Raw genomic sequence first — 26,461 nt, 5'->3', positions numbered from 1 at the left:
AAATTCAGATTGACCATACGCTTGTATTTTAAGGGTATATATCATGTCAAAGCGTTTTATTCATATTTTATTGCTCAGTGTAGGTGTATTTTTATCAACATGGGTGACGGCTGCTGTAAAAACCTATGACTTAAATATTGATGAACAAATAGTTAATGTCACTGGTAAACCACTCAAAAGACTTACGGTAAATGGCAAGTTTGTTGCACCTTTACTTGAATTTGAAGAGGGTGATGAGGCAGTGATACGTGTGCATAATCATTTAAAAAACCAAGATACTTCATTGCATTGGCATGGCCTTATTTTACCAGGCATTATGGACGGTGTGCCTGGACTCAATCAGTTCAATGGTATTGCGCCTCATCAGACCTATGAATATAAATTTAAAGTGGTTCAAAACGGTACGTATTGGTATCACTCTCATAGTAAAGGGCAAGAGCAAGATGGTTTGTATGGCCCATTGGTGATTTATCCAAAAGGCAAAGTACCGCTGGCAAATTATGAAAAAACCGATCGTGACTATGTGGTATTGTTATCAGATTTTCATGACTCGACCAGTAGTCAGATCATGAGTAATCTGAAAAAAGAAGCAGATTATTATCAAAATGAGCGAGAAACAGTATTTGATGTTCTGAAGCAGGCGAAGCGAGATGGGGTAAAAGCCACGTGGAAAGACCGCTCAATGTGGAATCAGATGCGTATGCTCAAAACCGACATGTCTGATGTCACGGGTTATACCTATCTAATGAACGGGAGAACACCTGAGCAAAACTGGACAGGTATGTTCCAATCAGGTGAAAAAATTCGTTTACGCTTCATTAATGCATCTGCGATGTCTTTTTTTGATGTGCGTATTCCTCATTTAAAAATGACTGTTGTTTCAGCTGATGGGCAACCTGTTAAACCTGTACCTGTAGATGAGTTCCGTATTGGTACAGCAGAAACTTACGATGTGGTGGTTGAACCTAAACAAGCCAATTATCAAATTGAAGCAGAGTCGATTGACCGCAGTGGTTTCTCGATCGGAACATTGCATCAAGTTAATACTCCCCCTGTAAAACAGATTGAAATGCCAAAATCTCGCCCTCGTGCTTTGTTAACTATGCAAGATATGGGCATGGGGCATGCAGGTCATGATATGTCTTCTATGGATATAGACATGAGTGATATGGACATGGATATGGGCAATATGAATCAAGACATGTCATCACATGCAGGCCATGATATGCCCGCCATGAAAAATGATGTGGTGAAAAATACAGCAGACCCCGTGTATGGTTGGGCAAACGCATCAACGCCTATGGGTGATAAAGCATTGCAATATAGTGACTTAAAGTCATTAACCCCACAAAAGGATATTCGATCTGCACAGCGTGAGATAGAAGTTCGTTTGGGGGGTAATATGGAACGTTATATCTGGACCATGAATGGCCAAAAATACAGTGATTCGCCACAGCCTTTGACGGTGAAGTATGGTGAACGTGTACGTTTAAAGTTTGTCAATGAAAGTATGATGGCACACCCAATGCATTTACACGGCATGTTCATGCAACTTGAAAATGGTCAAGACCCAAGTAGTATGCCTAATAAACATACTTTAATTGTACCACCAGGTCAGACGGTAACAGCATTATTGACGGCTGATGAATTGGGAGAGTGGGCGATACACTGTCATCTGATGTACCACATGGCAGCAGGTATGATGAACACGCTTGTTGTTGCTCATGTAGATGGTGGTACACATGTAATTACACCTGCACAAAAACAGGGGGTGAATTCACATGCAAACCACTAACCAGATGATGTTGAAAACATTGGTATCTATGGCATTGTTTGGCTTGTCTCAATTGATTTTTGCCAGCAGTAATACAGCACATAATAACCACCATGTCAGTGAACATGGCGGTCAGGTCTATCAGGTGACTAAATTCACTAATGAATGGTCTGTAAATAAAGCTGGTCAAGGTGCTTTTGGCTCAAGCTTAGAAACATTGATTGGTACAGATGAAAGTCGTTTATTCGTCGAAGCTAATGTTGCTAAAGAAGAAAGTCATGTGCCAAATTACAATATATCTGCATTATATAGCCGTAATGTTTCAGCATTTTGGGATATTCAAACGGGTTTAAAGTATCAGGCAGAAAGAAATAACGCAGATAGCCAACGTGTTGATGCTGTGGTTGGTGTGTTAGGTTTAGCCCCTTACTTTTTTGAAACCAAAGCTTATTTTTATGCAGGGCAGTATGGTTTTGTGGGTGCAAGCCTAGAGTTTGAGCGAGATTTCTTGTTGACGCAAAAACTCATTACGCAACCTTACATTGAGGCCGAATTTGTTTTTCATGATCAATCAAAAAAGGCTGTAAAAGCAGGGTTATCTGCATTTCAAACAGGCATAAAAACTCGTTATGAAATCAATAAACGTATTCGTCCTTTTGTTGATGTGGCCTATGCGTACGAAAAAGGTGACAAAGGCAGTACTGTTGAAAAAGGTTGGCGATATGGTTTAGGTGTAGAGCTGACATTTTAAGTATTTTGCTGGCGTGATGATACATATCGGCGTTAGAGCTAAAATGAACCCATCAAACGACCTACATTTTGATGGGTTTTTTCTTGGTTGATATGCATGCGAATTGAAATATAGGATATTATGTCATTTGTCGGGGGAGTCTTGTATAAAGACTGAGAGGCTATGAGAGCGACCCTTTGAACCTGACCCAGTCGATGCGGGTGTAGGAAGACACATATAGATGATGATCTTCTACATAATCACGGGTCTCAACTCAAGAGACTACGATGTATATTTTTTTAAAGATGAGTAATGTGTCATGACGTGGTCTATTTTAGGTGACGGCGTGACCGGGTTATGCGTTGCAACTGCACTGATGCAAGTCGGTGAACACTGTGAAGTGATTACATCAGACCATATTGCTGCATCACATTGGGCAGGTGGTATGCTTGCGCCGTACTGTGAAGCGGAAAGTGCCAGTGCTGCTGTCACCGAACAAGGGCTTAAAGGCATTACGTGGTGGCAAAAAAACATTCAAACGGTGCATAAAAAGGGGACGTTGGTCGTTGCTCCTGTACGAGATCGGCAAGAATTACAGCATTTTTCCCATAAGACTCATAATCATCAATGGGTCGACCCTCGAGTGCTTGAGCCTGATTTGGCCGATCATTTTGATAAAGGCTTATTTTTTTCAGATGAAGCCCATTTAGACCCTCGCTCTGCTTTAGCCGAACTCAAACAAAAACTCATTGAACACGGCGTGGTGTTTCATAGTAAAGCACCGAGTGGTCGAATTATTGATTGTCGAGGGATTGCTGCAACAGATCATTTGCAAAATTTACGTGCCGTTCGTGGTGAAATGCTGATTTTACAAAGCCATGATGTGACTTTTTCTCGTCCTATTCGTTTTTTACACCCTAGATTCCCATGCTATTTAGTCCCTCGTGCTGAGGGGCAGTTTATGCTCGGTGCGACCATGATCGAGAGCCAAGATGCAGGAAAAATTAGTGTAAGAGCATTATTAGAGTTACTGACCTCGTTATATGTCTTGAATCCTGCATTTGCAGAAGCAAAAGTATTGGAAACAGGTACGGGATTACGTCCTTCATTTCCAGATAATTTACCTAAAATTGAGTATCAACAGGGGCGATATTTAATTAATGGAATGTATCGTCATGGTTTCTTACTAGCGCCTGTTTTAGCAGAACAATTTATTCAGCTCATTAGCACAACATCAGAGGTGAATTGATGAATATTATGTTTAATGGTCAATCAGTTAAGACCACATGTATATCTTTAAAAGATTTTTTACAATCAAAGAATATCGATATTCAGTCTGTTGCAACTGCAGTGAATAGTAATTTTGTACCACGATCTTTATATGCAACCACTGAGTTAACCGAAGGGGTGAGTATTGAAGTGGTTTCACCCATGCAAGGCGGATAAAACAATGCTTTATGATTTTCCTTTACAATCTCGCTTGTTGCTTGGCACTGCTGGCTACCCATCTCCTGATGTGTTAGAGCAAGCGATTGATGCTTCAGGTACAGACATTATTACGGTGAGTTTGCGCCGAGAAGGTGTATCAGGCGGTGAACATTTTCGAGAGTTACTCAAAAGAACGCACAAGAAAATTTTGCCCAACACGGCCAGTTGTTTTGGAGTCAAAGAAGCCGTAACCACTGCACATATGGCACGTGAAGTTTTTGAAACCAATTGGATTAAATTGGAAGTGATTGGTCACGCAGACACCTTGCAACCAAACCCTTTTGCCTTGGTCGAAGCCGCACGAATTTTATGTGAAGATGGCTTTCAAGTATTTCCGTATATGACAGAAGACCTCGTTTTGGCTGAAAAACTATTGCAGGTGGGTTGTCAGGTACTCATGCCATGGGCATCGCCGATTGGTTCGGGTCAAGGGGTACGTAATATAGAAGGGTTACGTGCTATGCGCGCGTATTTCCCAGATACGCCGTTAATTATAGATGCTGGTATTGGTGCACCGAGCCAAGCAGCACAAGTGATGGAAATGGGCTTTGATGCCGTTTTGCTTAATACTGCTGTAGCGAAGGCGGTAAAACCTGTGCAAATGGCGGGTGCATTTAAGTCTGCAATTGAGGCAGGGCATATGGCATATGAAGCAGGTTTGATGCCTAAGCGAAATATGGCACATGCATCAACCCCTGCTTATGGTTTGGCTTCATTGTTTTAAGGGGTATTGTGTATGCGTTATGATCGCCAAATCCAAATGGCTGAAATTGGTGAGCAAGGACAACACAAACTGCAAAATGCCCGCGTGTTGGTGGTGGGTGCAGGAGGACTGGGTTGTCAGGTGTTGCCACTTTTGGTGGGTGCTGGGGTTGGCTTTATTCGTATATATGATGCAGATGTGGTCGATGAAACGAATTTGCATCGTCAAACTTTATACCGCATGAGCGATATTGGTATAAAAAAAGTGCATGCTGCGATTCAGACATTACAGGGATTGAACCCTGAAGTCGTGATGGAAGGCCATGCCACACGTTTATATGTACAAAATATTGAACAGGCATTACAAGATATTGATGTGGTGATTGATGCTGCAGATAATTTTGTAACCACGTATCTTTTATCGGATATATGTTTTGCATATCATATTCCTTTTGTGAGTGCATCGGTGATCATGCGAGAGGGCTATGTTGGCGCATTTTGTGCAGGCGCACCGAGCTACCGTGCAATCTTTCCGCGCATTTCACAACAGCTAGGGTCGTGTAATACTCAAGGGGTCATGGGTCCGGCTGTGGCTGTTGTTGGGGCAATGCAAGCACAAGTGGCTTTAAGTCTATTGCTTGACTTTAAACCATCGGTCTTGGGGCAGTTTTTTCAATTTGACTTTACCACGTGGCAACACAGGACCATGAAGTTTCATTTGGCAGAAGAGCCAGTAGATATCCCAGTGACATTTATAGATGTACAGGCTATGCAAGCAGATGATTATGTGGTGGATTTGCGTAGTGAGCAGGAGTTAAAAACTGCACCTGCAATACAATCAAACATTCGGCTGAGTGTGGATGAATGTAAAACATTTATTTGGCCTAATTCAACTAAACGATTGGTTTTAGTATGTCGGCAGGGTGTACGTGCATTAAGTGTGGGGCAATATTTAAATGATGCTCAGGGGATTGAAAATATTGCAATTTTGGCAATGGGTGATGGGTAGGCTTTTATCTGATCGTGGTGTATTGGTATTTTCACCATTTAACCTTGGGAAAGCATGATTCTTAGTTCTTGTTTCCTGCTATGTCGCTTTTAGCTGCAGCTTGACGCAGCCAATAATCAGCCTGCGTTTGATTTTTTTCAACACCGCGACCATTTCTATACATGAGTCCGAGGTCATATTGTGCCGTTGCATGACCTTGCTCAGCTGCTTTATGTAACCAATATACAGCTTGGGTATCATTTTTCTTAATGCCGTGCCCAATTGCATACACAACTCCAAGCAATGCTTGAGAAGATGCATCTCCCTGTTCAGCTGCTTTACGTAACCAATATACGGCTTGAGTGATATTCTTTTCAACACCGCGACCATTGTTATACATGAAACCTAGGTTGTATTGGGCACTTGCATTGCCTAGCTGGGCTGCTTTACGTAACCAATATACGGCTTGCGTATCATTTTTCTCAACACCACGACCATAGGCATACATTAACCCCAAATCTGTTTGTGCCGTTGCATGACCTTGAGCCGATGCTTTACCTAACCAATATAAGGCGTTCTTATCACTTTTTGCGACACCTTGCCCATGTGCATACATGCGAGCGAAATAATATTGCGAGTTTACATTGCCTTGCTCGGCTGCTTTACCTATCCAATATGCAGCTTGAATATCATTGTGTTGAACACCACGCCCATCGGCATACATGAGTCCAAGTACATATTGATTGGCACTATTTCCTTGCGATGCTAAACGTTGAATTTCGTTGAAGTTAATAGATGTATTTGTTGCAAATACTGAAGTAGTCAGTAGTAGAAGTAAAATTGATACTAGATGTTTTTGTTTCATAAAATAGTCAAGATATGAATTTTGTGTTATTAGAATAACACTATCTTTTATTATTGTGATTTGTTTTGCACAAAAAAATCACTCTTTATTTTATATAAACGTTTGATAAAGAGTGATGAGTGTTATGTGATTAATACAATAAATTAATACTTAAACTTCAAATTAAACATAAATGTACGTGGATTACCAAAGTTAATCAGCTGTGCATTTGGTGTTGTGCCTTGAATATAGTCTTTATCAAATAGATTCTTCACGCTCAAGTTCGCGCCCCAATGCTTTGCTTCGTAGCCCGCATTTACATCAAATAATGTGTAGCTTGGAATGTAAACATAGTAGGTGCTACGTTGTGCGGAAGCATTACCTTGATAACGCACTCCTGCGCCAATATTCCATCCCATTTTTTCGCTGTCGAAGTAGTATTGTGTGGATAACGATGCTGCATTTTTAGGTACATGGTTAATGCGTTTACCGATATCACTTTGAGTGATACTGTCGGTAATTCTAGCTGTTGGAATATAGCTATAAGCTGTAGAAATATTGAGTTGTGGTGTTACAGATGCTGATAATTCAGCCTCAAAGCCTTTGGTGGTTTGCTCACCCGTTTGAATAGAGTAAGTTCCCGTAGTGCTGGTTTCAGTCACATTTTTACGCACTAAGTCGTAGTATGCCATATAGCCTTGTAAGCGACCGTCAAAGCCTTGTAGCTTTACACCTGCTTCAATTTGTTTGCCTTTTTCTGGTTTTAAAAGTTCGCCTTGTGCCCCTGTGTCTGTTACAGGCATAAACGAAGTTGAATACGTGGTATACGGTGCAAAGTGATCATTCACTTCATACATTAAAGACGCACTGCCTGTAAACGCATTGTCTGAGTTTTTAATGGTGTTATTTTTGACGAAGTTATAGACTTCGACTTGTGTCCAGTCATGACGTGCAGATAAATTTAATAACCAATTGTCATTAAATTTAAAATTATTTTTTAAGTATAAACCTGTGTATTGGTTGTAGGTTAAGTTCCACGAAGGTGTACCTGTTTTTATACTGGTCACACCATAAACAAGCTTATTGGCATTGAGGGAATTAATTGTGTCTACACGTTGGTAATAATCGCTGCGTTCACGCATCATATCTACCCCAAGCATCACATCGTAATTGACAGCACCTAGGTTAAAGTTTGCCTGTAGGTTTTGATCAAGTGCAAAGTTACTGTCTTGTTTGTCTTGGTAGTTGATTTGGCGGGTAATGGTTGGAAATTTCGCTCCAGATGCTGAAAATACGGAGTTACTCCAACTCGTATTACGCGTTGCCGCAAAGTTTTGGTTAAACTTCCAGTTGTTGTTGAAATAGTGCGTATAGTTGCTACCAAAACGGTATACATCTACGTCATAGCCACGGTCAGGTTCACCAATAAATATTTTACGGCTATACCCTTGATAGTTGCTTGGTATGCCTTGGTTACGTATGTAGTTGCGATGCTGATAACTGGCAATCACAGACAATTCATCTTTGTCGCCGAGATCAAAGTTGTATGATGTAGCCACATATTGGTTTTTAAAGTAAACGTAGTCCGTTGGGTCATTTTGGTATGAGGCTTTAGCGACTAAACGTACTGCACCTTTGTTACTGTCTTCATTTGGCGCATAGTTCGCGTCAATCACAGCTTCTCTAAGCGCATAACTACCGTATGTTAAACTGCTGTTCACAAATGTTTTATCTTCAGGGCGTTTGGTGGTTAAATTGACTAAACCACCGGGCAGAGCTAAGCCATAACCGACAGAGGTTGGGCCTTTAACCACTTCTACAGATTGTACACCTGCAATATCTTCAGACCTTAAAACGCTAGTAGATGTTTGTGTGCGTAAACCATCAATATAAGTTTGTGCGCTTGAAATTTGCCCACGAATAATAAAGTCATCCCAGCCACGGCGACCATACGGTGCAGAGTTAACGCCTGCAACGCCTTGAAGTGCATCTGTAACGCTTTGCATTTGTTTTTCTTCAATTTGTTGTTGTGTCACGACACTAATCGATTGTGCTGTTTCAAATAGTGGTGCACCTGTTTTGACTACAGATGCTGTTTTAGCTGCATAGTTTTTTTGGTCTTGGTCATTTTTTTCAGCTTGTGCTTGAATCGATGGAAGGACTGTATTGCTTTCAGATGCTGCGTATACGTTTGGGAAAGTGATGGCAAGAATAGATAATGCCAAAAAAGAGCGTTTGACCTGCATAGTGAACCCCTAAATAAACGATAATTATAATTATTACTATTTAGTTTTGAAAGTGTTTTGTATTGATTGGTTCGAATACATGCATGGTTCGAGCCTGATTGTATGTAAAGACAACAGATTGCATAATTGTATAATGTGTAATCAAGTAGAGGGCTTTATTTAGGCGAGCTTTGCATTATCTTGTGGGAATAAGAAAGTATTATTCCCAGATTGAATTTGATGAATTATATATAGTCTAAGCCAATGTCTAAATACCGTGCACTGTGGGTTAAATAGCCCAAAGCCATAAAATCAACGCCTGTTTCTGCAACAGCTTTGGCTGTGTTGGGGGTAATTCCGCCTGAGGCTTCTGTAGCCGTTTTACCGTGACACATGGCAACAGCTTTTTTGAGTATGTCAGTTGGCATATTATCTAATAACACCAATGATACGCCTTCTTCGAGTACACGTTCGAGTTGCTCTAGTGTATCGACTTCAACCTCTACAGGAATGAGATGTCCTGCATATGCCTTGGCTTTTTGAATGGTTAAAATAATATCTCCACCAGCAAGTGCAATATGGTTATCTTTAATTAAGATGGCATCATCTAAGCCCATACGATGGTTTCTTCCGCCACCTGTACGTACTGCATATTTTTGAATATCTCTTAAGCCGGGAATAGTTTTACGTGTGCAGGTTAAACGTGTTGGGGTGTGCGAAATGAGATGCTGAATGTCATGTGTTGTGGTGGCAATACCACTTAAATGGGTTAGAAAATTCAGTGCAGTACGTTCAGCACTTAAAATGGCATGTGCATTGCCTTGAATCGAAGCAATAACAGTATTGGGTGTGAGTGTCGCCCCATCTTCTAGGTGAGCATGAAATACTAAATCAGGATGCATGGTTTTAAAGGTAAGACCAGCCAAATCTATACCACATAAAATACCTGATTCACGTGCCACAATATGGAGTTTTGCTTCGGTCTGAGCGGGAATTACCGCTGCAGAGGTTACATCACCACGTCGTCCCAAATCTTCTCGTAAAGCAATGTCTACAAGTGGTTGTAAAATTACATTAGGCAATGGGTAATGCATCATAAATCTCCAATATATGCTCATATAGAGTATATGTCGGAAATTTATGCAGATGCAATCTTTTTAGGTGTTGGCGATCGGGAGTTTATAGCCGGAAAGTAAGCTTTCTTGTAATACATTGGTTTTAAAACGATACAGTTGGGCAGGACGACCCCGTTCGACCAGTGCCTCTTTGCCTGTCGCTTCAATGAGGTTTTGATGCTGTATAAAGCGTCGAAAATTTTGTTTATGTAGTTCAATACCTGTGAGTGCTTCTAAACTTTTTTGTAATTGAAGTAAGGTAAATTCAGGAGGCATGAGGTCAAAAATGACAGGACGGTATTTTAATTTTGCACGTAAACGTGTCATGGCTGTGGCCAATACTCTACGATGATGATTATGCATCGGTTGCCCTGTAATGGTGTCAGGCAATTGTTGATTAAAATAAGACGATTCAGCAATCAGCCCTGCTTCATACATGAGCTCATAACGTAATAATACATTTTCTTCTTGCCACTCATGGCCATGTAGGCCCCAACATAAATGCATGCGTTGGGTGCGTTGAGTGCGTATTTCAGTACTTGCTGATGAATCAACCCAATCTTGTATTTTTTTGATAATTAATATAATTTTTTCTTGATTTTCAGTTTGTCGTTTATCTTCCCATGGGAAATAGTGATACCAGTCGTTCCATTTTGCATCTAAAGCCAATTTTTTTTCATCGGCTTCTTTTACCAGTCCTAAATAGCTGACATACACCATAGGATAGCCAATATGTTGAGAACGTTTGACATCTACAAATGTGTAGAGTTGTTCCATATATCCTAACGGTTGTCTGGTTTTTTGTTGCACCCATGTACGAGCACCTGCTTGTAGTGAGTGGTGAATCACTTGCAAGGGACCTGAAGGGAGCAAACGGCCTTCATTGATGGTTAAAACACGTGCTGAGAAGTGTGTGACGGCAATCAGTACAGCAACAAGTTCGGTGGTTGTTTCTTGAACCATATTTATTTTGTGTTCTCTTATATTAAGTGGGTAGATATCTCATCTCTATTGTATGCGAAACAGTGAATATTCTTGAATGTTTCCGTATAAATTAAAGTAACTGTAGGGTTTAAAATAAAATATATATAAAACAATATCTTAATTTATTTATACTCAATTTGAGTAAAAATCGTTTGAATTTATATACTCATTATGAGCATAATTAAGAAAGCCGTAATTTGGATGAATATAATGAAAAATGCCATTGCACATTATCCCTATGAAAAGCCATCGTTGGATTTTATGCACACGTATTTAGCAGATGCTAAAACACAGCAGGTAGAAAATAGCTGTACGTTGCAACATGCGTGGGCAAAAGTGCCACAGCCGATGAGCCAAGAACAACAACAGTCGTATATTGAAGACATTAAGAAATTACTCAAAGAACGCCGTGCGGTGATGGTGGCACATTATTATGTTGAACCTGAATTACAAGATTTGGCCTTAGAAACAGGCGGTATGGTGGGTGATTCGCTTGAAATGGCAAAATTTTGTCAGTCTCATTCTGCAGAAACCTTACTTGTGGTAGGGGTTCGCTTTATGGGTGAAACAGCTAAAATTTTAAGCCCACAAAAAACAGTACTCATGCCAGATTTAGAGGCCACATGTTCACTTGATTTGGGGTGTCCAATTGATGCATTTTCAAAATTTTGTGATGAGCATCCTGACCGTACAGTGGTTGTATATGCCAACACCAGTGCCGAAGTGAAGGCTCGTGCAGATTGGGTGGTCACGTCTTCAATTGCAATTGAAATTGTGCAGTATTTACATGCACAGGGTCAAAAAATCATTTGGGGGCCTGACCGTCATTTAGGCGGTTATATTCAAGCACAAACAGGGGCCGACATGCTGTTATGGCAGGGCTCTTGTATTGTGCACAATGAATTTAAAAGTATTGAACTTGAACATTTAAAGAAAAAGCATCCAGATGCATTGGTTTTAGTTCATCCTGAATCACCTGCTGAAGTTGTGGCCTATGCAGATGTGATTGGTTCGACCAGTAAGCTACTGAAAGCTGTTACACACTATGAAAATCAGACTTTTATTGTGGCAACTGATTTGGGAATTTTGCACGAAATGCAAAAACAGGCCCCTGAAAAAAAATTTATTGCAGCACCAACTGCAGGCAATGGGGCAACATGTAAATCATGTGCTTTTTGCCCGTGGATGGCTATGAATGGTTTAGAAGCGTGTTTGAATGTTTTGAAGTATCAGCATCAGCGAGTTGAGCTAGATGCTGAACTAATTGTCAACGCTGAAAAGCCAATCTTAAAAATGTTGGCTTTTTCCGAACAGTATCAAAAATTTAGTCAAGATAATCAACACGCTTTAAATGAAGGTGTACAGGCATTTAATACGTGGCTCATGGAGAAAAAACATGGTACAGCATGGTGAGTATGATGTTGTTATTGTTGGTGCAGGTTTAGCCGGTTTAACCGTTGCATTGTCTTTACCGACGTATTTTCGTATTGCATTACTACTCAAAAATGACCTTTATGCCAGTTCTAGTTATTGGGCACAAGGTGGTATTGCAGCTGTTTTAACGGAAACAGATCGCTTGGAAAACCACGTTGAAAATACCCTAAATGCAGGTGCGGGTTTATGTGATGTAGATAATACACAGAAGATTTTAGCGCAAGCTCCCGAAGCAATTGCATGGTTACAGCAACAAGGTGTGATCTTTGATTTAGATCAAAGTGCCAATACACCCACTTTACACCTGACCAAAGAGGGTGGACATGATCATCGCCGTATTGTACATGTGGCAGATCATACGGGGAAATCTGTGATTCAGGCTTTGGTAGAACAGCTTGAAGATGCAACCAATATTGAGTGTTTAGTCGGTTATGATATAGAAGAAATTTTGACCAAAAATAGACATTGTTATGGTTTGCGTTGTAAACAAGGTCGCCAGCAATATACTTTTATTGCACAGCAGATCGTGCTTGCAACAGGCGGTGTTGGACAGTTGTTTGAACGTACCACGAACCCAATAACTGCTAAAGGAGATGGCCTTGCATTGGCGTTCAAAGCAGGGTGTCGTATTGTCAATTTAGAATGCATACAGTTTCATCCAACGGGGCTCGCTTTGCCTCATGCAGATGGATTTTTAATTTCTGAAGCACTGCGTGGCGAGGGTGGAATATTGCGTAATGCCACAGGGCATCGCTTTATGCCAAATTATGATGCCCGTGCGGAACTTGCGCCAAGAGATATTGTGGCACGAGCCATTTTTCAAGAAATGAAGAAGCAACAGAACCAGCCTGTTTATTTGGACATGACGCATTTAGATGATGTTTTTATTCAACAACATTTTCCTGAAATTTATGCCAAGTGTTGTAGTTTGGGCTTAGATATGTGTCAGCAGATGATTCCTGTTGCACCAACGGCTCATTATAGCTGTGGCGGTGTACTCACAGATGCTGTAGGGCATACCGATATTCAAAATTTATATGCTGTGGGTGAGGTTGCATGTACAGGCTTGCATGGTGCGAATCGTTTGGCGAGTAATTCATTATTAGAATGTATAGTGGTCGGGCGTAATATTGCACAAGATGTTGTTGCGCAGAATGTATGGGCATATCCGACAGTGGGTTATACACATACTTTTAAGCCATTATCTATGCCTGTCGTGAATAGATCGGCAGAGACTTTTTCCCACCAGACACTTCAGCAGTGGATGAGTCATTATTTGGGAATCGTGCGGACTCAGCAAGGTTTAGAGCAACTATATTTACAGTTAAAAGCATGGCAAAGTGAGCATCCTACATCGCACTCAATTCTTGTTGCATTGCTGATGGCCACTGGTGCACTTAGCCGCTTAGAAAGTCGAGGTGCACATTTTAATGAAGATTATCCAAAGGTTTCAAAAGAGGGATTGTATTCATTGAATATAGATTAGGGACAGGTTGAATGCCTATCCCTAAAGAAGGTATCTTGCTAAGAGTTTCAGTAGGTTCTAAAACAAAAAAGCGAGAGCTGTCAGCTTCTGTTTTATATAATTTTCTATTATGTTAAATCGGGGTATAATTAGCTAATCTTGTATAAACACTTTGAACATGACTGTAGTGGAAAAAGTAGTACCCATCATATTTAGAAATTTTAATCAAAATATTGAAATATTAGTTTTTAGACATCCTATTGCAGGCATTCAAATTGTAAAAGGCACTGTTGAAGCGAATGAAAAGCTAGAGGATGCAGCTATACGAGAACTTTATGAAGAGTCTGGGATTTCATCTGCAAGTATTGACTCATATCTCGGTTTACATCATCCGTCTGAATTAAAAGCTAATTGGCATGTGTTTGTATGCCATACAACAGAAGATTTAAAAGATAGTTGGGTGCATTCTTGTAATGATGATGGTGGGTTAGAGTTTAACTTTTTTTGGCATCCTCTTGCTGAAGAGCCAACGGATGAATGGCATCAAATTTTTAAAGAGTTATTAGAATTCATAAAATCTAGATATTAAGAATACACCTTATACGAAATCAAAAATGGGAGCTATTGGCTCCCATTGCGAGTTAAATATAGCTATTTTAATGCTTTTGATTTTATTAAAAGTATACAAGTAATACTATATTTTGTTATTTTAATTCATATATTTAATGTAGATTAAAATTTTTATTAAAATAAATAAAATTGATCATGTCCATATATATGTTGATGCGTTGGATTTAGCAGAATTATGGTATAGCAATATCCTCGGTTTTTCTCGTGATGAGTCTTTATACTTTTGGTTTGAACAGGGAGGCCCTTTAATTCTTAAGAATAACGGGGCATCAATTGCTCTATTTAAAAGAGATTCTCATCATTCCGGTCATACCGTAGCTTTTGGGGTAAGTGCGGAAGAAATGACTACACTAATTACTAATCTTAATAAGAATAATATTACTTTTATGATTGGTGATCATGGAGTTTCTATGTCAGTGTATTTCTGTGATCTAAATAAAAATAAAATTGAAGTTACATCTTATGAATATCTTACAGCAAAAAATAAAATTGAACTCGCTAATGCTATTTTATTTTAAAATAAAATTTTTGAATGTTTTTTATAGATATACGGCATTTCTATAGTCTGTATTTAAATTCATTTCATTTTTTGTGATGATAATATAATGGAGTGAAATAAAAGTATGTGTTATTCAAATTACTTGATCAGTGTATTGTAATATTATTGTTAATTGTGATGAATGATAGAGTACATGATGACTGAAGATGAACTATTAACTAAAGCACTGTATAGCAGTGCAACGATTCATCAACCTCATGCTTTAAAGGCATACATAGCAACTAAATATCTAGTTCAACATGAAGAATTTAATATAAAAAATATTTGGCAACATACAGCCTCGCTCATTGATCGTTCTGAAATTTATACTCAGATTAACTTCGCTACGCAAATTCATGCACCCGTATTTACAGTACCTCGAATTAAACGCATATTATCGCTAGGATTATATCCTGCCTCCTATGTAGCATTAAGGCAATGGTATGATCGAGATGGGTTTGAATCCATTTTTCATTATTATGTAGAAAAATCTACTGAAAGATCCCAATACCTATCGCATCACATTACTTTATTATTTGCACTTAATACCGTCTACGATGTTCTCGATACAGCACAGGTAGAACCATTTCTTGATCGAGTCGCTGAATTTATTACATGCACTTTTTCTGAGCAACAGGTCAGTTCCTTATTACCTCAATTTGATCCTAAAATTACACTTTCTATTAATTTTTTGCTTAAGGCTGCTCTTAAACAACCTGGTTTTTTTTGTCATAATTTAATTACTTTGGTATGGATTATTCGCTATAAAAATAAAATCAATGCTTCATTTTTTGAAATTTTATTATTTCAATTATACTTACAAGTCACATTACCACTTGATGATCCAGAGGATGAATTAGATTCGGAGATTTACCAACAAACACAGGGTGGAAATAAGAATGAATTTAATAAAAAAATAAATATGTTGATTTGGAATTATAGTCAAAACTTACACCAAATTACACTGGCCGATGCATTGGTCTTTCTACAGGCAGAGTTTCCTGAATACACTTTTGAACTCACCAAAATTACAGATTATCAAATTAAGTTCTTAGATATAAATTCTGTTTAAGGATTAGTCTTCCACCGATTACAACACTTTTATTTATACCACCACTTAAATGTGCAGATGAGTTTATAATCTGTATTGCTGTCATAATAATACGCATAAAATAAAGGAGATCATTCATGGCGATTCATGTTTGCCAAAGTCAAAAGCTAGAAGTATTGGCACAGATTCTATTGGCACAAGTGAATCAGCCCTCGGAAAATCTATTAAGTGCATTACAAAGTCAGCATTTTATTGTACCCAACCCTGCCATTGAACATTGGCTCACCCAGTACATTGCACAGCAGCACGGCATTAGTGCCAATCACGTGTTTCATCATCGGATTCAAGCCTTTCAATGGTTTATCTATCAGCATGTGTTAACCAATAAAGACCAAGTTCGCCAAGCCAATTTACCTCGCTTAGTGATGAAGTGGCGTATTTATACCGTGTTGTCGCAATTAAGCGAGCAAGGTATAAAGCTCTCAAAAGACCACCCCATGTATGCCTTTCTTCAGCGTATTGAAGACAGCGCTTCACATTTAACGGATACCAAGCAGAAACAGCAAAAAAAACAAAGCATGTGGTATTGGGTGGCGGAAAATGTATCGAAACTTTTTAGTCACTATATGGCGTATAGAGGTCACTGTAACCAAGATCATGGTGGTATGCCGTGTAGCTGTACACATAATTGGTTAGCAAAGTGGGGTAAGGGGCAACATTTAAATATTGAAACGTTAATTTCATCTGAACAGCAAGTCTCTTTATATAATTTAGAGCAAGCGAGTGCTTTAGAGGCATGGCAAAGCTGGCTGTGGCAACATATTTTTCATGATGACTTTTTAAATATACAAGCGATTGATGATGCTTTTTGGCAACGCTTAGATGACATGACGGCGCTTGAGCGCAGTGAAGCATTACCACAGCAGGTGATTGTTTTTACACTGTTAGATTTACCACCGATACAACTACACTTTTTACGCCGTTTAGCACACTATATTGATATTACGATTTATCATTACAATCCATCGCAAGAGTATTGGGCGGATAGTGTCGATCCGAAATGGAAAAAAAGTTACGATGCTAAAGTGCAGCAGCGTTTTATTGAAAAAAATCAACAACAGGGCAAAGCGGTATCTGATGAAGATCTTGCCCATTTTTTAAATAGTTTTAATCAGCATTTTGATGCCGAATCAAGAGAATCTAGACACCCTTTACTCACCCGTTTTGGTAAGCAGGCAAGAGATCATTTTTCATTGCTTGCAGGGTTGTCTTCAGGCGAAGAAGGTGAGTGGGCAGATGTGTTTATTGATATCGATACCGATAATCTATTGCACCAGCTACAGGCAGATATTTTGTATTTAATGGAGCCTGAAGCCAATAGTTATGTGTTAGATGAACATGATCAGTCTATACAAATTCATGTGTGTCATACCACGTTGCGTCAGCTTGAAGTATTAAAAACACAATTATTGACATGGCTAGTAGAAAAAGATCCAACACAGCCTCGTCGTTTAGATGATATTTTAATTTTAACCCCCGCACTGGCAGAGATTGAACCTTTAGTTCGTAGTGTGTTTGCCCCCATGCCAAATCATCAAGGAAAATTACAAGACGATTACTTGCCTATAAAAATGGCAGGGGTGATGCAGTTTGATTTAAACAACGCATGGCAAGCCGTTTTAGGACGTATTACGTTACCTGAGGGGCGCTTTCAATATCATGATTTTTCCGATTGGTTAAGTTTACTGGCTACACAGCGTTTTTATGACTTAGATCATCAAGCTGTTGAGCGTATTTTACAGCTTTTAGAACGTGCAGGTTTTAAGCGTGGTTTGGATGCCACTCATTTACAGCGCACACTGTTGGCTAATGACACTGACTACCGTTATACATTTAAATTTGCATTAGATCGTTTGGTTAAAGGGGTTGCTGTACCTGAGCACGTGATGGTGTTAGATGGACTAAGTATAGAAGATTTGATGCCTGAAGATTTTGCATTGGTGGGTGTACTCATTCAAATATACCAAGACTTTAACCAACGCCGTGATTGGTTGTATAGCGAGCAATCTGCGCAGACCACAGTGGAACAGTGGTTATTTAAACTCCTTGATGAAGTCACAGCCTTTGAAAAACAGGGTGAAACCGTTTTGCGCAGTGTCAAAGAAGTCATACAAAAACAAATACGTATGCTCACATTGACTGCGAACTATGAGCAAAGGCATGCCAAAACCGACGACCTTGCGGCATTAAGTGATTTAACTTTGCCACTTGCTAGTGTGATTCAAGAAATTAGCAGTTCGATAGAAAGCCATGTTGAGCAAGCCATACCGAGTGGTGCAATCACTTTTAGCGAAATTGGACAGATTCGCCCATTGCCATATCGTCTGGTGGTTCTACTGAATTTAGACAGCGGTATTTTTCCAAGTCAGCAACGGCATATTCCATTTGATCTCATGCAAGTATTACGCCCAATTTTAGGTGACCGCTCACGGCTTGAAGACGATCAAGGCGCTTTTTTAGATGCCTTGTTACTGGCCAAAGATGCGCTATGGTTATTTTATAATGGCTTCGATGCCAATGGGGGTGATGTACGTCCACCATCTGCCGTGTTACAAGAGCTAATAGATCATTTACAATTAATTGTGGCTGTGCCAGAGCAACCCATGCCACTCGATGATCGTGGCTTGGAGGTCGCACCACATTTGCGACCACTGTATCAATTACATCATTTACAGCCGTTTGATCTAGAGTACTTTAGCCAGACCCAGCCATTACAGTACAAAAATCAGTGGTTTGATGTGGCATCTCAGTTGCAAAAAAACACTGTAAAACGTCCTGCGTGGGTCGATACAGCAGTGAATACTTCTGCTAAAACACTTCGAGTGATTGAGCAACAGCAGTGGTTGTCTGATGTCACTTTTCCTGCGCAGTTGTACTTGAAGTCTTTAGGTGTAGCAAACTTACGTTTTATAGACGAAATACAAGACAATGAACCGCTATTGCTAGATGGTTTAGGCCGTTATCAAATACGAGATTTTTTACAACAGCAACAACATTTGCCAGATGTAGATTTACTCATGGACTGTTTACCTGTGGGTAAAGTACAGCACAGTGCATGGCAACAAGCACAGCAAGCGCATGAAGATGTGCTTACTGAGCTAAAACGCTATGCACCTGAGCCAACCAAAACGACCCAAGATACCTTGTGTGTAGAAGAAGGTTTATATATACGCATACGTATTGCAGAAAAAGGTGCACAGCAGTGGCTGAGTTTACAGGCATCGAGCGCACGAGCAGAACGATGTATCAAAGTGTGGCTTGAATATTTATTGTGGTTAAGTTATTTAGACCTTGCAGATGAAGGTACAGACTTAAAACGTGTGGTAGTCTTTAGCAATCACACTATGATTTGCCAAGGGGTCAGTTCTAAGCAAGCCAAGGCCTATTTAGCAGATTGGTGGCAAGCATGGCATGTGGCACAGCAAACGCCGTTGGTACTCCCTGCAGCTTTGCTACTTAAACCCATAGAAGACAGCAAAGCCTTAACTTGGCAGCAGGTCGATGAGCATGATGTGCTTGATGAAAAAAGTATGCAATTACTGCTGAAAGTATGGGAAAACCAATATGAGTATGGCGCATTTTCAGTCAGTGAAGATAAAGCTTCACAGTACCATCAAGATTGGGAATTTATTTTACAACAACAAGACCGTACTGCCTTGTTACAAGATGCCTGCTTAACGTGGTCATATCGGTTATATGCCCCAATCTATACGCAATATGTGGAGCTTTGTAACCATGCATAACAATATAGAAGTATCATTTGACCCGATTCAAGACATTCAGTTTACAGGCTTACATTGGATTGAGGCATCGGCAGGGTCGGGTAAAACCTTTACTTTATCGAGTTTAATTGTACGGGCACTGGTTGAAAAATACCTACCTAAACAAGTGGTTGCAACAACATTTACCCGTGCGGCATCGGCTGAATTAAAATTGCGTACCCGTAAACGACTGATTGAAGCACTTGATTTTTTTAAGCAACGTCAAGACTATGCCGAGCAACAAAATTTAGCATGGCTTGAAGAACTCAAAAGCCAAAGTGCAGATCCATTGTATGTGATTTTACTTGGCCAATACGCCAGTAAAATAGATTACTTATGTGCACGGTTAAACTTAGTCATCTCACAGCTTGATGAGTTGTTTGTAGGTACATTAGACAGCTTTAGTCAAAAGTTACTTAGAGAATTTGCTTTTGAAAGTGGCAAAATAGAACGCGCAGAAATTACTGACCAAGCAAAACAATACATTAAACAGCTCATTCATGACATCCTCAGAGAGTGGTTACAACAGCAAAGCCAACAGCAGATAGATTTTATGTACTTTGCAGGGCATTTACACCCTGCAGAAGACTACATGAAATTGGTAGAAGACACGCTTAATTTTAGCAATGCCCAGTTTAATTCACCTATGCCACCAAGATTGGCATTAGAGCACATTGAGCCTTTACAACAAAAACTCAGTGGCTTTTCAGTGGCACATCTTGCACCGTATTACACCGCTGAGGGTGAGTATATGCAGGGTGTGAATGGTGTGCTGTATAGAGATAAAAGTAAGTTTACTGCTCTTTTTGAAGTCGCGATACCTATGGCAGTCAGCGCATTACTGAAAGATGATGGTAAGGCCTTTTTTAGCCAAGACTATGCGGCTTTATATAAGCTACAACAGCAATTTAATGCACAAAAACTCTTTAGTAAAAAGTGTCCAGTAGAGGCAGCAGAAGCATTTTACAATGACCCTAAATTGCACACTTTTTTTGAGGTACTCACACAACTCGCTGACATACAACAACAACTGCAACAGACTGAAACCTACTTTAAATTTTATTTGTGTCAGCAAGTGAAACAGCGGTTACCTGCGTTATTGCAATACAAGGGCGAAACTACGTTTGCACAGCAAATTAAAACGTTGTCCGATGCATTACAAGACAGCCAAGGCCAAGTATTTGCAGCATTTGTACAGCGCAGTTATCCACTCATTTTTGTCGATGAATTTCAAGATACCAACCAAGACCAAGACAATATGTTGGCTAAAATTTGGCGTGATCAACAGCGTTATATGCAAGGCTGTATGGTCATGGTCGGAGATCGAAAACAAGCCATTTACGGTTTCCGTGGTGGTGATATGCTGACTTTTATACAGGCACAGCAAGATGTAACTGCCAAACAAGGTAAATATTATCGTTTAAAATACAACCACAGAACAGTTAAACCACTGGTACAGGCAGTCGATGCTTTATTGCTTCAGTGCCCAGATTTTGGCGAGCAAGTGATTTATCAAGCTGTAGAAGCAGGTGCGCGGCTACACCCAAGTTTGGTCGATGAAATGGGTGAAAACCATGCACCACTGCGGTGGTTAAATATCAGCGATAAAAAACAAGTCAGTTCAGATATACAAGTGGCATGGCAAATTTCTACGCTGTTACAACAGGCCCAGCAAGGCCAGTTATATACTCAAAAAGACCAACTGCAACAGCCCATACAGGCCGATGATATTGCAGTCTTGTCTAAGAATCACCACAATTTAGACTTGGTTCAATATGAGTTAGAGCGTTTAGGTATACGGGTCAATCGACCCGCCAAACGTAGTGTATTTGCAGGTCAAATGGCGCAAGATGTCGCTGCATTTTTAGCCGCAACTTTAAATCCTTTTGATGAACGTTTGGTCAAGCGGGCATTGGCCACTCGGTTAATGGGTTTCAACGTGTCTGACTTGGTTCAGCTTGAAACACAGGCCGATGGCCTTGGTCAATATATTGCTTTGTTTGATCAGATTCGTGAAATGTGGTTTACACGGCAGTTTTTAACGGCTTGGCAATTTGCTTTGAATCAATTTCAGATTTGGAAAACTGTGGTGAGATATGCCTCACGTGACAACGAGCGTGCTGTCGTCGATTTAAGGCACTTGAGCGATTTACTTAGCCAAGAGAGTCGGCATTATCAAGGACCCCATAATTTATACCAATGGTACATTAAACAAGTGGCAAGTCCTAGTGAGCGAGAGTGGGAGCTTGAGCGTGGTTTGTCGAGTGTAGCGGGCGTACAGCTCATGACCATACATCAATCTAAGGGTTTAGAGTTTAAAATTGTTTTTTTAATCAATGCAGATTCTACGTTTAAAGAACAAAACAAAACTTTAAATTTTTCAACCACAGAAGAAACAGAGACAAGTCATCAAATCTTCCGTGTGGTTGAAATTAATGATCGACAGCATTTGCAAGAACAGGCTTTGTCACAGCATCAAGTACGTGCCGAGGCGGAACAGAATCGCTTATGGTATGTGGCATTAACTCGTGCGAGCCACCGTATGTATGTGGTCATGAATCAACCCAAAAATGCCGCAGGTGTGAACTTTTGGACGCAAGGTGTGCCATTTGAACATGTGGAGAGTAAGCAGGAGCTTGAAATTTTGAGTGCACCTGCAGCTTACCGTGAGAAAAAAATTGAATGGATTGAAATACATGCACAACCACTGCCAAAATTACAGTTGTATCCTCGTTCACGTACGAGTTTTTCAGCACTAGCACAACATTTGACCCGCCAACAAGCACAAGATTTATTGGTTGAACAAGACAGCATGCAACTTCCTGCCGATGATGAAGTCGTCGTGCAGTCTGTGGTAGAGGTGGCCACTGAGCCTATGTCAATACTCCCCATTGCAATGAAGTTTCCGATGGGAACACAGGCAGGTAATTTTCTGCATGAAATATTTGAGCAAATTGATTTTCAAAACAGTCAAGATTGGGCCTTAGAAATACAACGCCGTTTTAAAAATGATTATGTCGCATTACGTCAGCCTTTATTGGAGTACTACCAAGCAGGGTCAGAACAACCTGAACAGCACATGATACAAGCTATACTGGAGTGGTTGCAGGCAATGATGCAGACACCCATCCATGACGATTTTTGTTTACAACAATTAGGCCAGCAAGACTACTTGTCTGAGTTTCCTTTCCACTTGGCTTTATCAGACCGAGTGTTTGCTACACAGCGAATCTATCGCTTGTTACAAGAATATAATTTGACCATTCCTGTATTAAATGCGGCTGAGTCTGCACGATTTATGAATGGTTCAATTGATTTGGTGTATTTATTTAAAGGAAAATATTATATTGCCGATTATAAAAGTAATTTTTTAGGTGAACAGCTCACAGCCTATACGACTGATCAAATTGCTAGAAACATGTCCCAAAGCAGTTATTGGTTACAAGCCAGTTTATATTTGGTGGCACTACATCGTTACTTAAAACAAAAATTACAAGGTTATGCGATTGAGCAACATTTGGGTGGGGCAAGTTATTTATATTTAAGAGGCATGCAGGGTACAGCAGGGCATGGAGTATTGCATTGGCAACCTGAGACAGAGTTGATTTTACGACTTGATGCGATTTTAGGGTACGATAATGTTGCCCAATAACTCTAAATTTATGATTTTAAATCAATATATTATGTTGTGGAAAAACCTGAGCATAACTCTGTTGATATCTATGTGTATAACCTTGAGGATATGTCTGTGAGTAACCTAGAAAAACAAGAAATGCAGGTGGAACCATGGGCCGTATTATGGTCAGAGTATCTGACGGAATCTGCCGATTTTACTACGCTAGATGATAAAATCTCTGCTCAGTCCCTAATACAAACACTACTTCTTGCAGCATCAGAAGGGCATAGTTGCTTAGAAAGCACTGTGCTAGATGCGAAGCGGTTGCGTAGTCTAGTGTCTTTTACGGATAAAAGCTACATCACCCCATTTATTTTTTGCAATAATCGACTCTATTTGTACAGATACTATGCACTTGAGCAACGTTTGGCACAGCAAGTACGACGCTTAAGTCAGCAGTCGGTGGTAGGCGTAGATAGTACAGCGTATAACGACCTATTAAAAGACACATACCAAAAGCAAGCACTTGAACTGGTTGCAAGCAGTGGTTTGAGCTTGATTACAGGTGGTCCCGGTACAGGAAAAACCTATACATTGGCACGAATTATTGCTGCACTTAATCACAGTATTCAAAATTTGCGCATTGCAATGGCAGCACCAACCGGTAAAGCAGCACAGCGTATGCAAGAAGCTTTAAAATATGCTTTTTCAGATCAAGAGCTCATAGCACAGGGATTCGTTACATCTGAGTTAGCATTGCTACAACCTGTGACCCTGCATCGGTTATTGAAAATAGGCCACCAAGGCCGAGCACAGTTTAATCAAAACCAACCACTTCCTTATGATGTTGTCGTGGTTGATGAAGCTTCTATGCTAGACCTTAACCTTGCGACACAACTCTTTGAAGCCATTGCGACAGGGACACGTTTGATTTTATTAGGTGATGCAAATCAATTGGCATCTGTAGATGTAGGCACGGTACTCAGTGACTTACAACATTCCAAGATGTTGCAGTCTAATTGTGTTGAGTTAAAGCACAGTCGCCGTTTTAGTCACGATGCACAGATTGGGCAAATGGCTCAATTTATTCAACAACAGAAAGTACAGCCAAATCTAAAAGATGATGTAGTTAAACAATTTGAGCAACAGATTGTTCAGTCAGGAAAGCTAAAAAATATTGAATTATCTCAATTAGGTAACGATATTATTCAGCTACAATATATTGAAGATACAGCGAGTCATATTACACCGCAAATACAAGATTATTTACAGGCATTATGGTATGGGTTTGAAGGCTATGCGCGTGCATTACAGCAGTATTGCCAAACTGAAAACGATGCTGAATGTACCGACTTAAGTCGTGAGCAACAGCAAGTTTTACAGGCTTTTGATGACTACCGTATTTTAACGGCAATGCGTCATGGTATGTTTGGTGTGACACAAGTCAATCACTATATGCAAACGCAACTTTTAGAATATTTGGCTCCATATACACACGCTTACGGTGACTGGTATGTCGGTCGGCCGGTGATGATGACTGAAAACAACTATCAAATTGGGCTGTCAAATGGTGATGTGGGTATCTGTTTTAAACATAGGCAAGATCCCACACAGTTTGAAGTATATTTCCCAAGTTTGGCAAAGTGGGTTTTAGCAACACGATTGCCTAAATATATACAAACAGCTTTTGCAATGACCATTCATAAGTCGCAAGGTTCAGAATTTACCCACACTGCGGTGGTGTTAGAGCATATTTCTGAACGACTACTTAGCCAAGAGTTACTCTATACGGCCATTACACGTGCCAAAAAAGTGGTGACTTTATTGGTAGATAAAACGGCATTTGCTCGGGCACTAAGTCAACAAACGACACGGCAGAGTGGCTTGATCGACATATTGGATTAATAAAAATCACTTTGTGCGAAATAGCGTACATCAAATAGAGTTATTGGCTAATAGTGTAAGTATTGGTTTTTTGCGATGATTGCTTTACACAATAAGCTTGATCGGGAAAGATCAAACAATGATGCAGATAAAAAGAATAAATATTCGAAAGACTGCAAACTTACAATGAAGCGTGGGTTAATGAAATAAGTGTAAAAGCTACTGGGCCTTTTAGTTTTGGGAGAGACTAAAAGGCTTTTCTTTTTGTTTGTTTTTTAAATAATTAGTTGATTCAGTCAAAGGCATTCATGAGGATTTTATGACTTTCTCTGTTATTTATTACAGACATAAGTATTGGTAAGTAGTCGTATCATTCAAGGCTTCCAAAATAAGCTAATAGGTCACCGTTAAGTTCAATATGTCGTTAGGCAAAAGTGTTTTACTGATGTCTGGCGTGTTTTCTGAACTGTCTTGCATCTGTGCATCTGTATTTAAGTCATTGTTGCACAGTACATTCACAATGTTCTTCTCAGAACGATTACTTTGCACGAAAGGCTGTGTGCTAATCGAACAACTGGGTATTACTTGCGCCTGTATTGAAAATATTCCTGTTGTGTTTGCTAAAGAGGTATTTGATATTGTCAAACAAACAGTGAATAAAGCCAAGAGCTTATTCATTTGGTGTTATTCCAAAATATCAGATGTATGAATTGTCTCTAACCAGCTCAAACGCCACATAGTATGTACCTATAAAAATATAAATTTATAGTGCTATGGGATTGGGATTAAATTTAAATAGTAACTTCGTTTTGATTAGGTTTTTTTTGGACCTATATTTTTCTAAAAACATCATTTGCATGGTTTTTTGTTTTGTCTGTATCTTTTGATATTGAGCAAATGCTTTTGTCTTATGATATAAAAAGAACAGCACACGGCTTATTCTGTGAATATGATTGGCTTGATCAAAATGAAGAGACTGCATTTGGGATGTGGCTAAATGTTCTGCTTTATTTACCATAACAATACCCTCTACTATGCTAATTAAAATAGTTCACTCATTTTAACTTTTGTTCTAATCTTATTTAATTTTAGAAAACATTTATGCCAGTTACAACATGGCAGATGTGTAGAAAATATAAATTTTTGTAAATACGGTTTAGCTCTTGTCACGG

20 protein-coding genes and 1 riboswitch are annotated in these 26,461 nt (G+C 39.6%); of the genes, 14 read left to right on the top strand and 6 right to left on the bottom strand.

Annotated features, from left to right (window positions below; genetic code table 11):
* Window positions 1-43: 43 nt before the first annotated feature.
* From BLS38_RS00690 to BLS38_RS00665, 6 genes are all read left to right on the top strand, one after another.
* On the top strand, window positions 44-1,795 hold the full coding sequence (locus BLS38_RS00690) for a copper resistance system multicopper oxidase (RefSeq protein ID WP_092746412.1): 1,752 nt from the start codon (window positions 44-46) through the stop codon (window positions 1,793-1,795).
* The gene (locus tag BLS38_RS00685) at window positions 1,782-2,525 is read left to right on the top strand and encodes a copper resistance protein B (protein ID WP_092746411.1); all 744 of its coding nucleotides are present in this window, start codon (window positions 1,782-1,784) and stop codon (window positions 2,523-2,525) included. The genes BLS38_RS00690 and BLS38_RS00685 overlap by 14 nt, the downstream gene beginning before the upstream one ends.
* A gap of 122 nt (window positions 2,526-2,647) precedes the next feature.
* A riboswitch (TPP riboswitch) is annotated at window positions 2,648-2,751 on the top strand.
* Between the two features lie 72 nt (window positions 2,752-2,823).
* On the top strand, window positions 2,824-3,753 hold the full coding sequence (locus BLS38_RS00680; RefSeq protein ID WP_092746410.1) for an FAD-dependent oxidoreductase: 930 nt from the start codon (window positions 2,824-2,826) through the stop codon (window positions 3,751-3,753).
* On the top strand, window positions 3,753-3,950 hold the full coding sequence (gene thiS, locus BLS38_RS00675) for a sulfur carrier protein ThiS (RefSeq protein WP_092746409.1): 198 nt from the start codon (window positions 3,753-3,755) through the stop codon (window positions 3,948-3,950). The genes BLS38_RS00680 and thiS overlap by 1 nt, the downstream gene beginning before the upstream one ends.
* Window positions 3,951-3,954: 4 nt before the next feature.
* A complete protein-coding gene (locus BLS38_RS00670; RefSeq protein ID WP_092746408.1) occupies window positions 3,955-4,716 on the top strand; it encodes a thiazole synthase in 762 nt (253 codons plus the stop codon).
* A 12-nt stretch (window positions 4,717-4,728) separates the two neighbouring features.
* A complete protein-coding gene (locus BLS38_RS00665) occupies window positions 4,729-5,703 on the top strand; it encodes a HesA/MoeB/ThiF family protein (RefSeq protein ID WP_092746407.1) in 975 nt (324 codons plus the stop codon).
* A 61-nt stretch (window positions 5,704-5,764) separates the two neighbouring features.
* Here the strand turns inward: BLS38_RS00665 and BLS38_RS00660 are convergent, their stop codons facing one another.
* The 4 genes from BLS38_RS00660 to BLS38_RS00645 all read right to left on the bottom strand — a co-directional run bounded on the left by BLS38_RS00660 (window position 5,765) and on the right by BLS38_RS00645 (window position 10,829).
* Window positions 5,765-6,547: a tetratricopeptide repeat protein gene (locus BLS38_RS00660; RefSeq protein WP_092746406.1), complete on the bottom strand. Its 783-nt coding sequence runs from the start codon at window positions 6,545-6,547 to the stop codon at window positions 5,765-5,767.
* 143 nt (window positions 6,548-6,690) lie between these two features.
* Window positions 6,691-8,772 (bottom strand): TonB-dependent siderophore receptor, encoded by a 2,082-nt coding sequence (locus tag BLS38_RS00655; RefSeq protein WP_092746405.1) that lies wholly within the window; start codon window positions 8,770-8,772, stop codon window positions 6,691-6,693.
* 224 nt (window positions 8,773-8,996) lie between these two features.
* The gene (gene nadC, locus BLS38_RS00650; RefSeq protein WP_092746404.1) at window positions 8,997-9,845 is read right to left on the bottom strand and encodes a carboxylating nicotinate-nucleotide diphosphorylase; all 849 of its coding nucleotides are present in this window, start codon (window positions 9,843-9,845) and stop codon (window positions 8,997-8,999) included.
* A gap of 63 nt (window positions 9,846-9,908) precedes the next feature.
* Window positions 9,909-10,829, bottom strand: a complete 921-nt coding sequence (locus BLS38_RS00645) for an NUDIX hydrolase (protein WP_092746403.1) — start codon at window positions 10,827-10,829, stop codon at window positions 9,909-9,911.
* A gap of 231 nt (window positions 10,830-11,060) precedes the next feature.
* Here BLS38_RS00645 and nadA point away from each other — a divergent pair, with 231 nt between their 5' ends.
* The 8 genes from nadA to recD all read left to right on the top strand — a co-directional run bounded on the left by nadA (window position 11,061) and on the right by recD (window position 25,310).
* On the top strand, window positions 11,061-12,263 hold the full coding sequence (gene nadA / locus BLS38_RS00640; protein ID WP_092746402.1) for a quinolinate synthase NadA: 1,203 nt from the start codon (window positions 11,061-11,063) through the stop codon (window positions 12,261-12,263).
* Complete coding sequence (gene nadB / locus BLS38_RS00635) at window positions 12,247-13,770, top strand: L-aspartate oxidase (RefSeq protein ID WP_092746401.1); 1,524 nt, start codon at window positions 12,247-12,249, stop codon at window positions 13,768-13,770. Before nadA ends, nadB begins: the two co-directional genes overlap by 17 nt.
* A 157-nt stretch (window positions 13,771-13,927) precedes the next feature.
* Complete coding sequence (locus BLS38_RS00630; RefSeq protein WP_092746400.1) at window positions 13,928-14,338, top strand: NUDIX hydrolase; 411 nt, start codon at window positions 13,928-13,930, stop codon at window positions 14,336-14,338.
* A gap of 142 nt (window positions 14,339-14,480) precedes the next feature.
* On the top strand, window positions 14,481-14,897 hold the full coding sequence (locus BLS38_RS00625) for a VOC family protein (RefSeq protein ID WP_342027981.1): 417 nt from the start codon (window positions 14,481-14,483) through the stop codon (window positions 14,895-14,897).
* 174 nt (window positions 14,898-15,071) lie between these two features.
* Window positions 15,072-15,989: a hypothetical protein gene (locus BLS38_RS00620; RefSeq protein ID WP_143230095.1), complete on the top strand. Its 918-nt coding sequence runs from the start codon at window positions 15,072-15,074 to the stop codon at window positions 15,987-15,989.
* A gap of 116 nt (window positions 15,990-16,105) precedes the next feature.
* Window positions 16,106-19,771 (top strand): exodeoxyribonuclease V subunit gamma, encoded by a 3,666-nt coding sequence (locus BLS38_RS00615; protein ID WP_092746397.1) that lies wholly within the window; start codon window positions 16,106-16,108, stop codon window positions 19,769-19,771.
* Window positions 19,764-23,441, top strand: a complete 3,678-nt coding sequence (locus BLS38_RS00610) for a UvrD-helicase domain-containing protein (RefSeq protein ID WP_092746396.1) — start codon at window positions 19,764-19,766, stop codon at window positions 23,439-23,441. Before BLS38_RS00615 ends, BLS38_RS00610 begins: the two co-directional genes overlap by 8 nt.
* Before the next feature lie 96 nt (window positions 23,442-23,537).
* Window positions 23,538-25,310: an exodeoxyribonuclease V subunit alpha gene (gene recD / locus BLS38_RS00605; RefSeq protein ID WP_425283434.1), complete on the top strand. Its 1,773-nt coding sequence runs from the start codon at window positions 23,538-23,540 to the stop codon at window positions 25,308-25,310.
* A 372-nt stretch (window positions 25,311-25,682) separates the two neighbouring features.
* Here the strand turns inward: recD and BLS38_RS00600 are convergent, their stop codons facing one another.
* Together BLS38_RS00600 and BLS38_RS00595 are read right to left on the bottom strand one after the other, a co-directional pair.
* Window positions 25,683-25,967, bottom strand: a complete 285-nt coding sequence (locus BLS38_RS00600; RefSeq protein ID WP_092746395.1) for a hypothetical protein — start codon at window positions 25,965-25,967, stop codon at window positions 25,683-25,685.
* A gap of 85 nt (window positions 25,968-26,052) precedes the next feature.
* The gene (locus tag BLS38_RS00595) at window positions 26,053-26,307 is read right to left on the bottom strand and encodes a hypothetical protein (RefSeq protein WP_092746394.1); all 255 of its coding nucleotides are present in this window, start codon (window positions 26,305-26,307) and stop codon (window positions 26,053-26,055) included.
* Window positions 26,308-26,461 lie beyond the last annotated feature (154 nt).

The organism is Acinetobacter boissieri, from assembly GCF_900096955.1.
Lineage (GTDB): Bacteria > Pseudomonadota > Gammaproteobacteria > Pseudomonadales > Moraxellaceae > Acinetobacter > Acinetobacter boissieri.
Note: the sequence above shows the minus strand (reverse complement) of the source record. Positions and strands in the feature narration are given on the sequence as shown.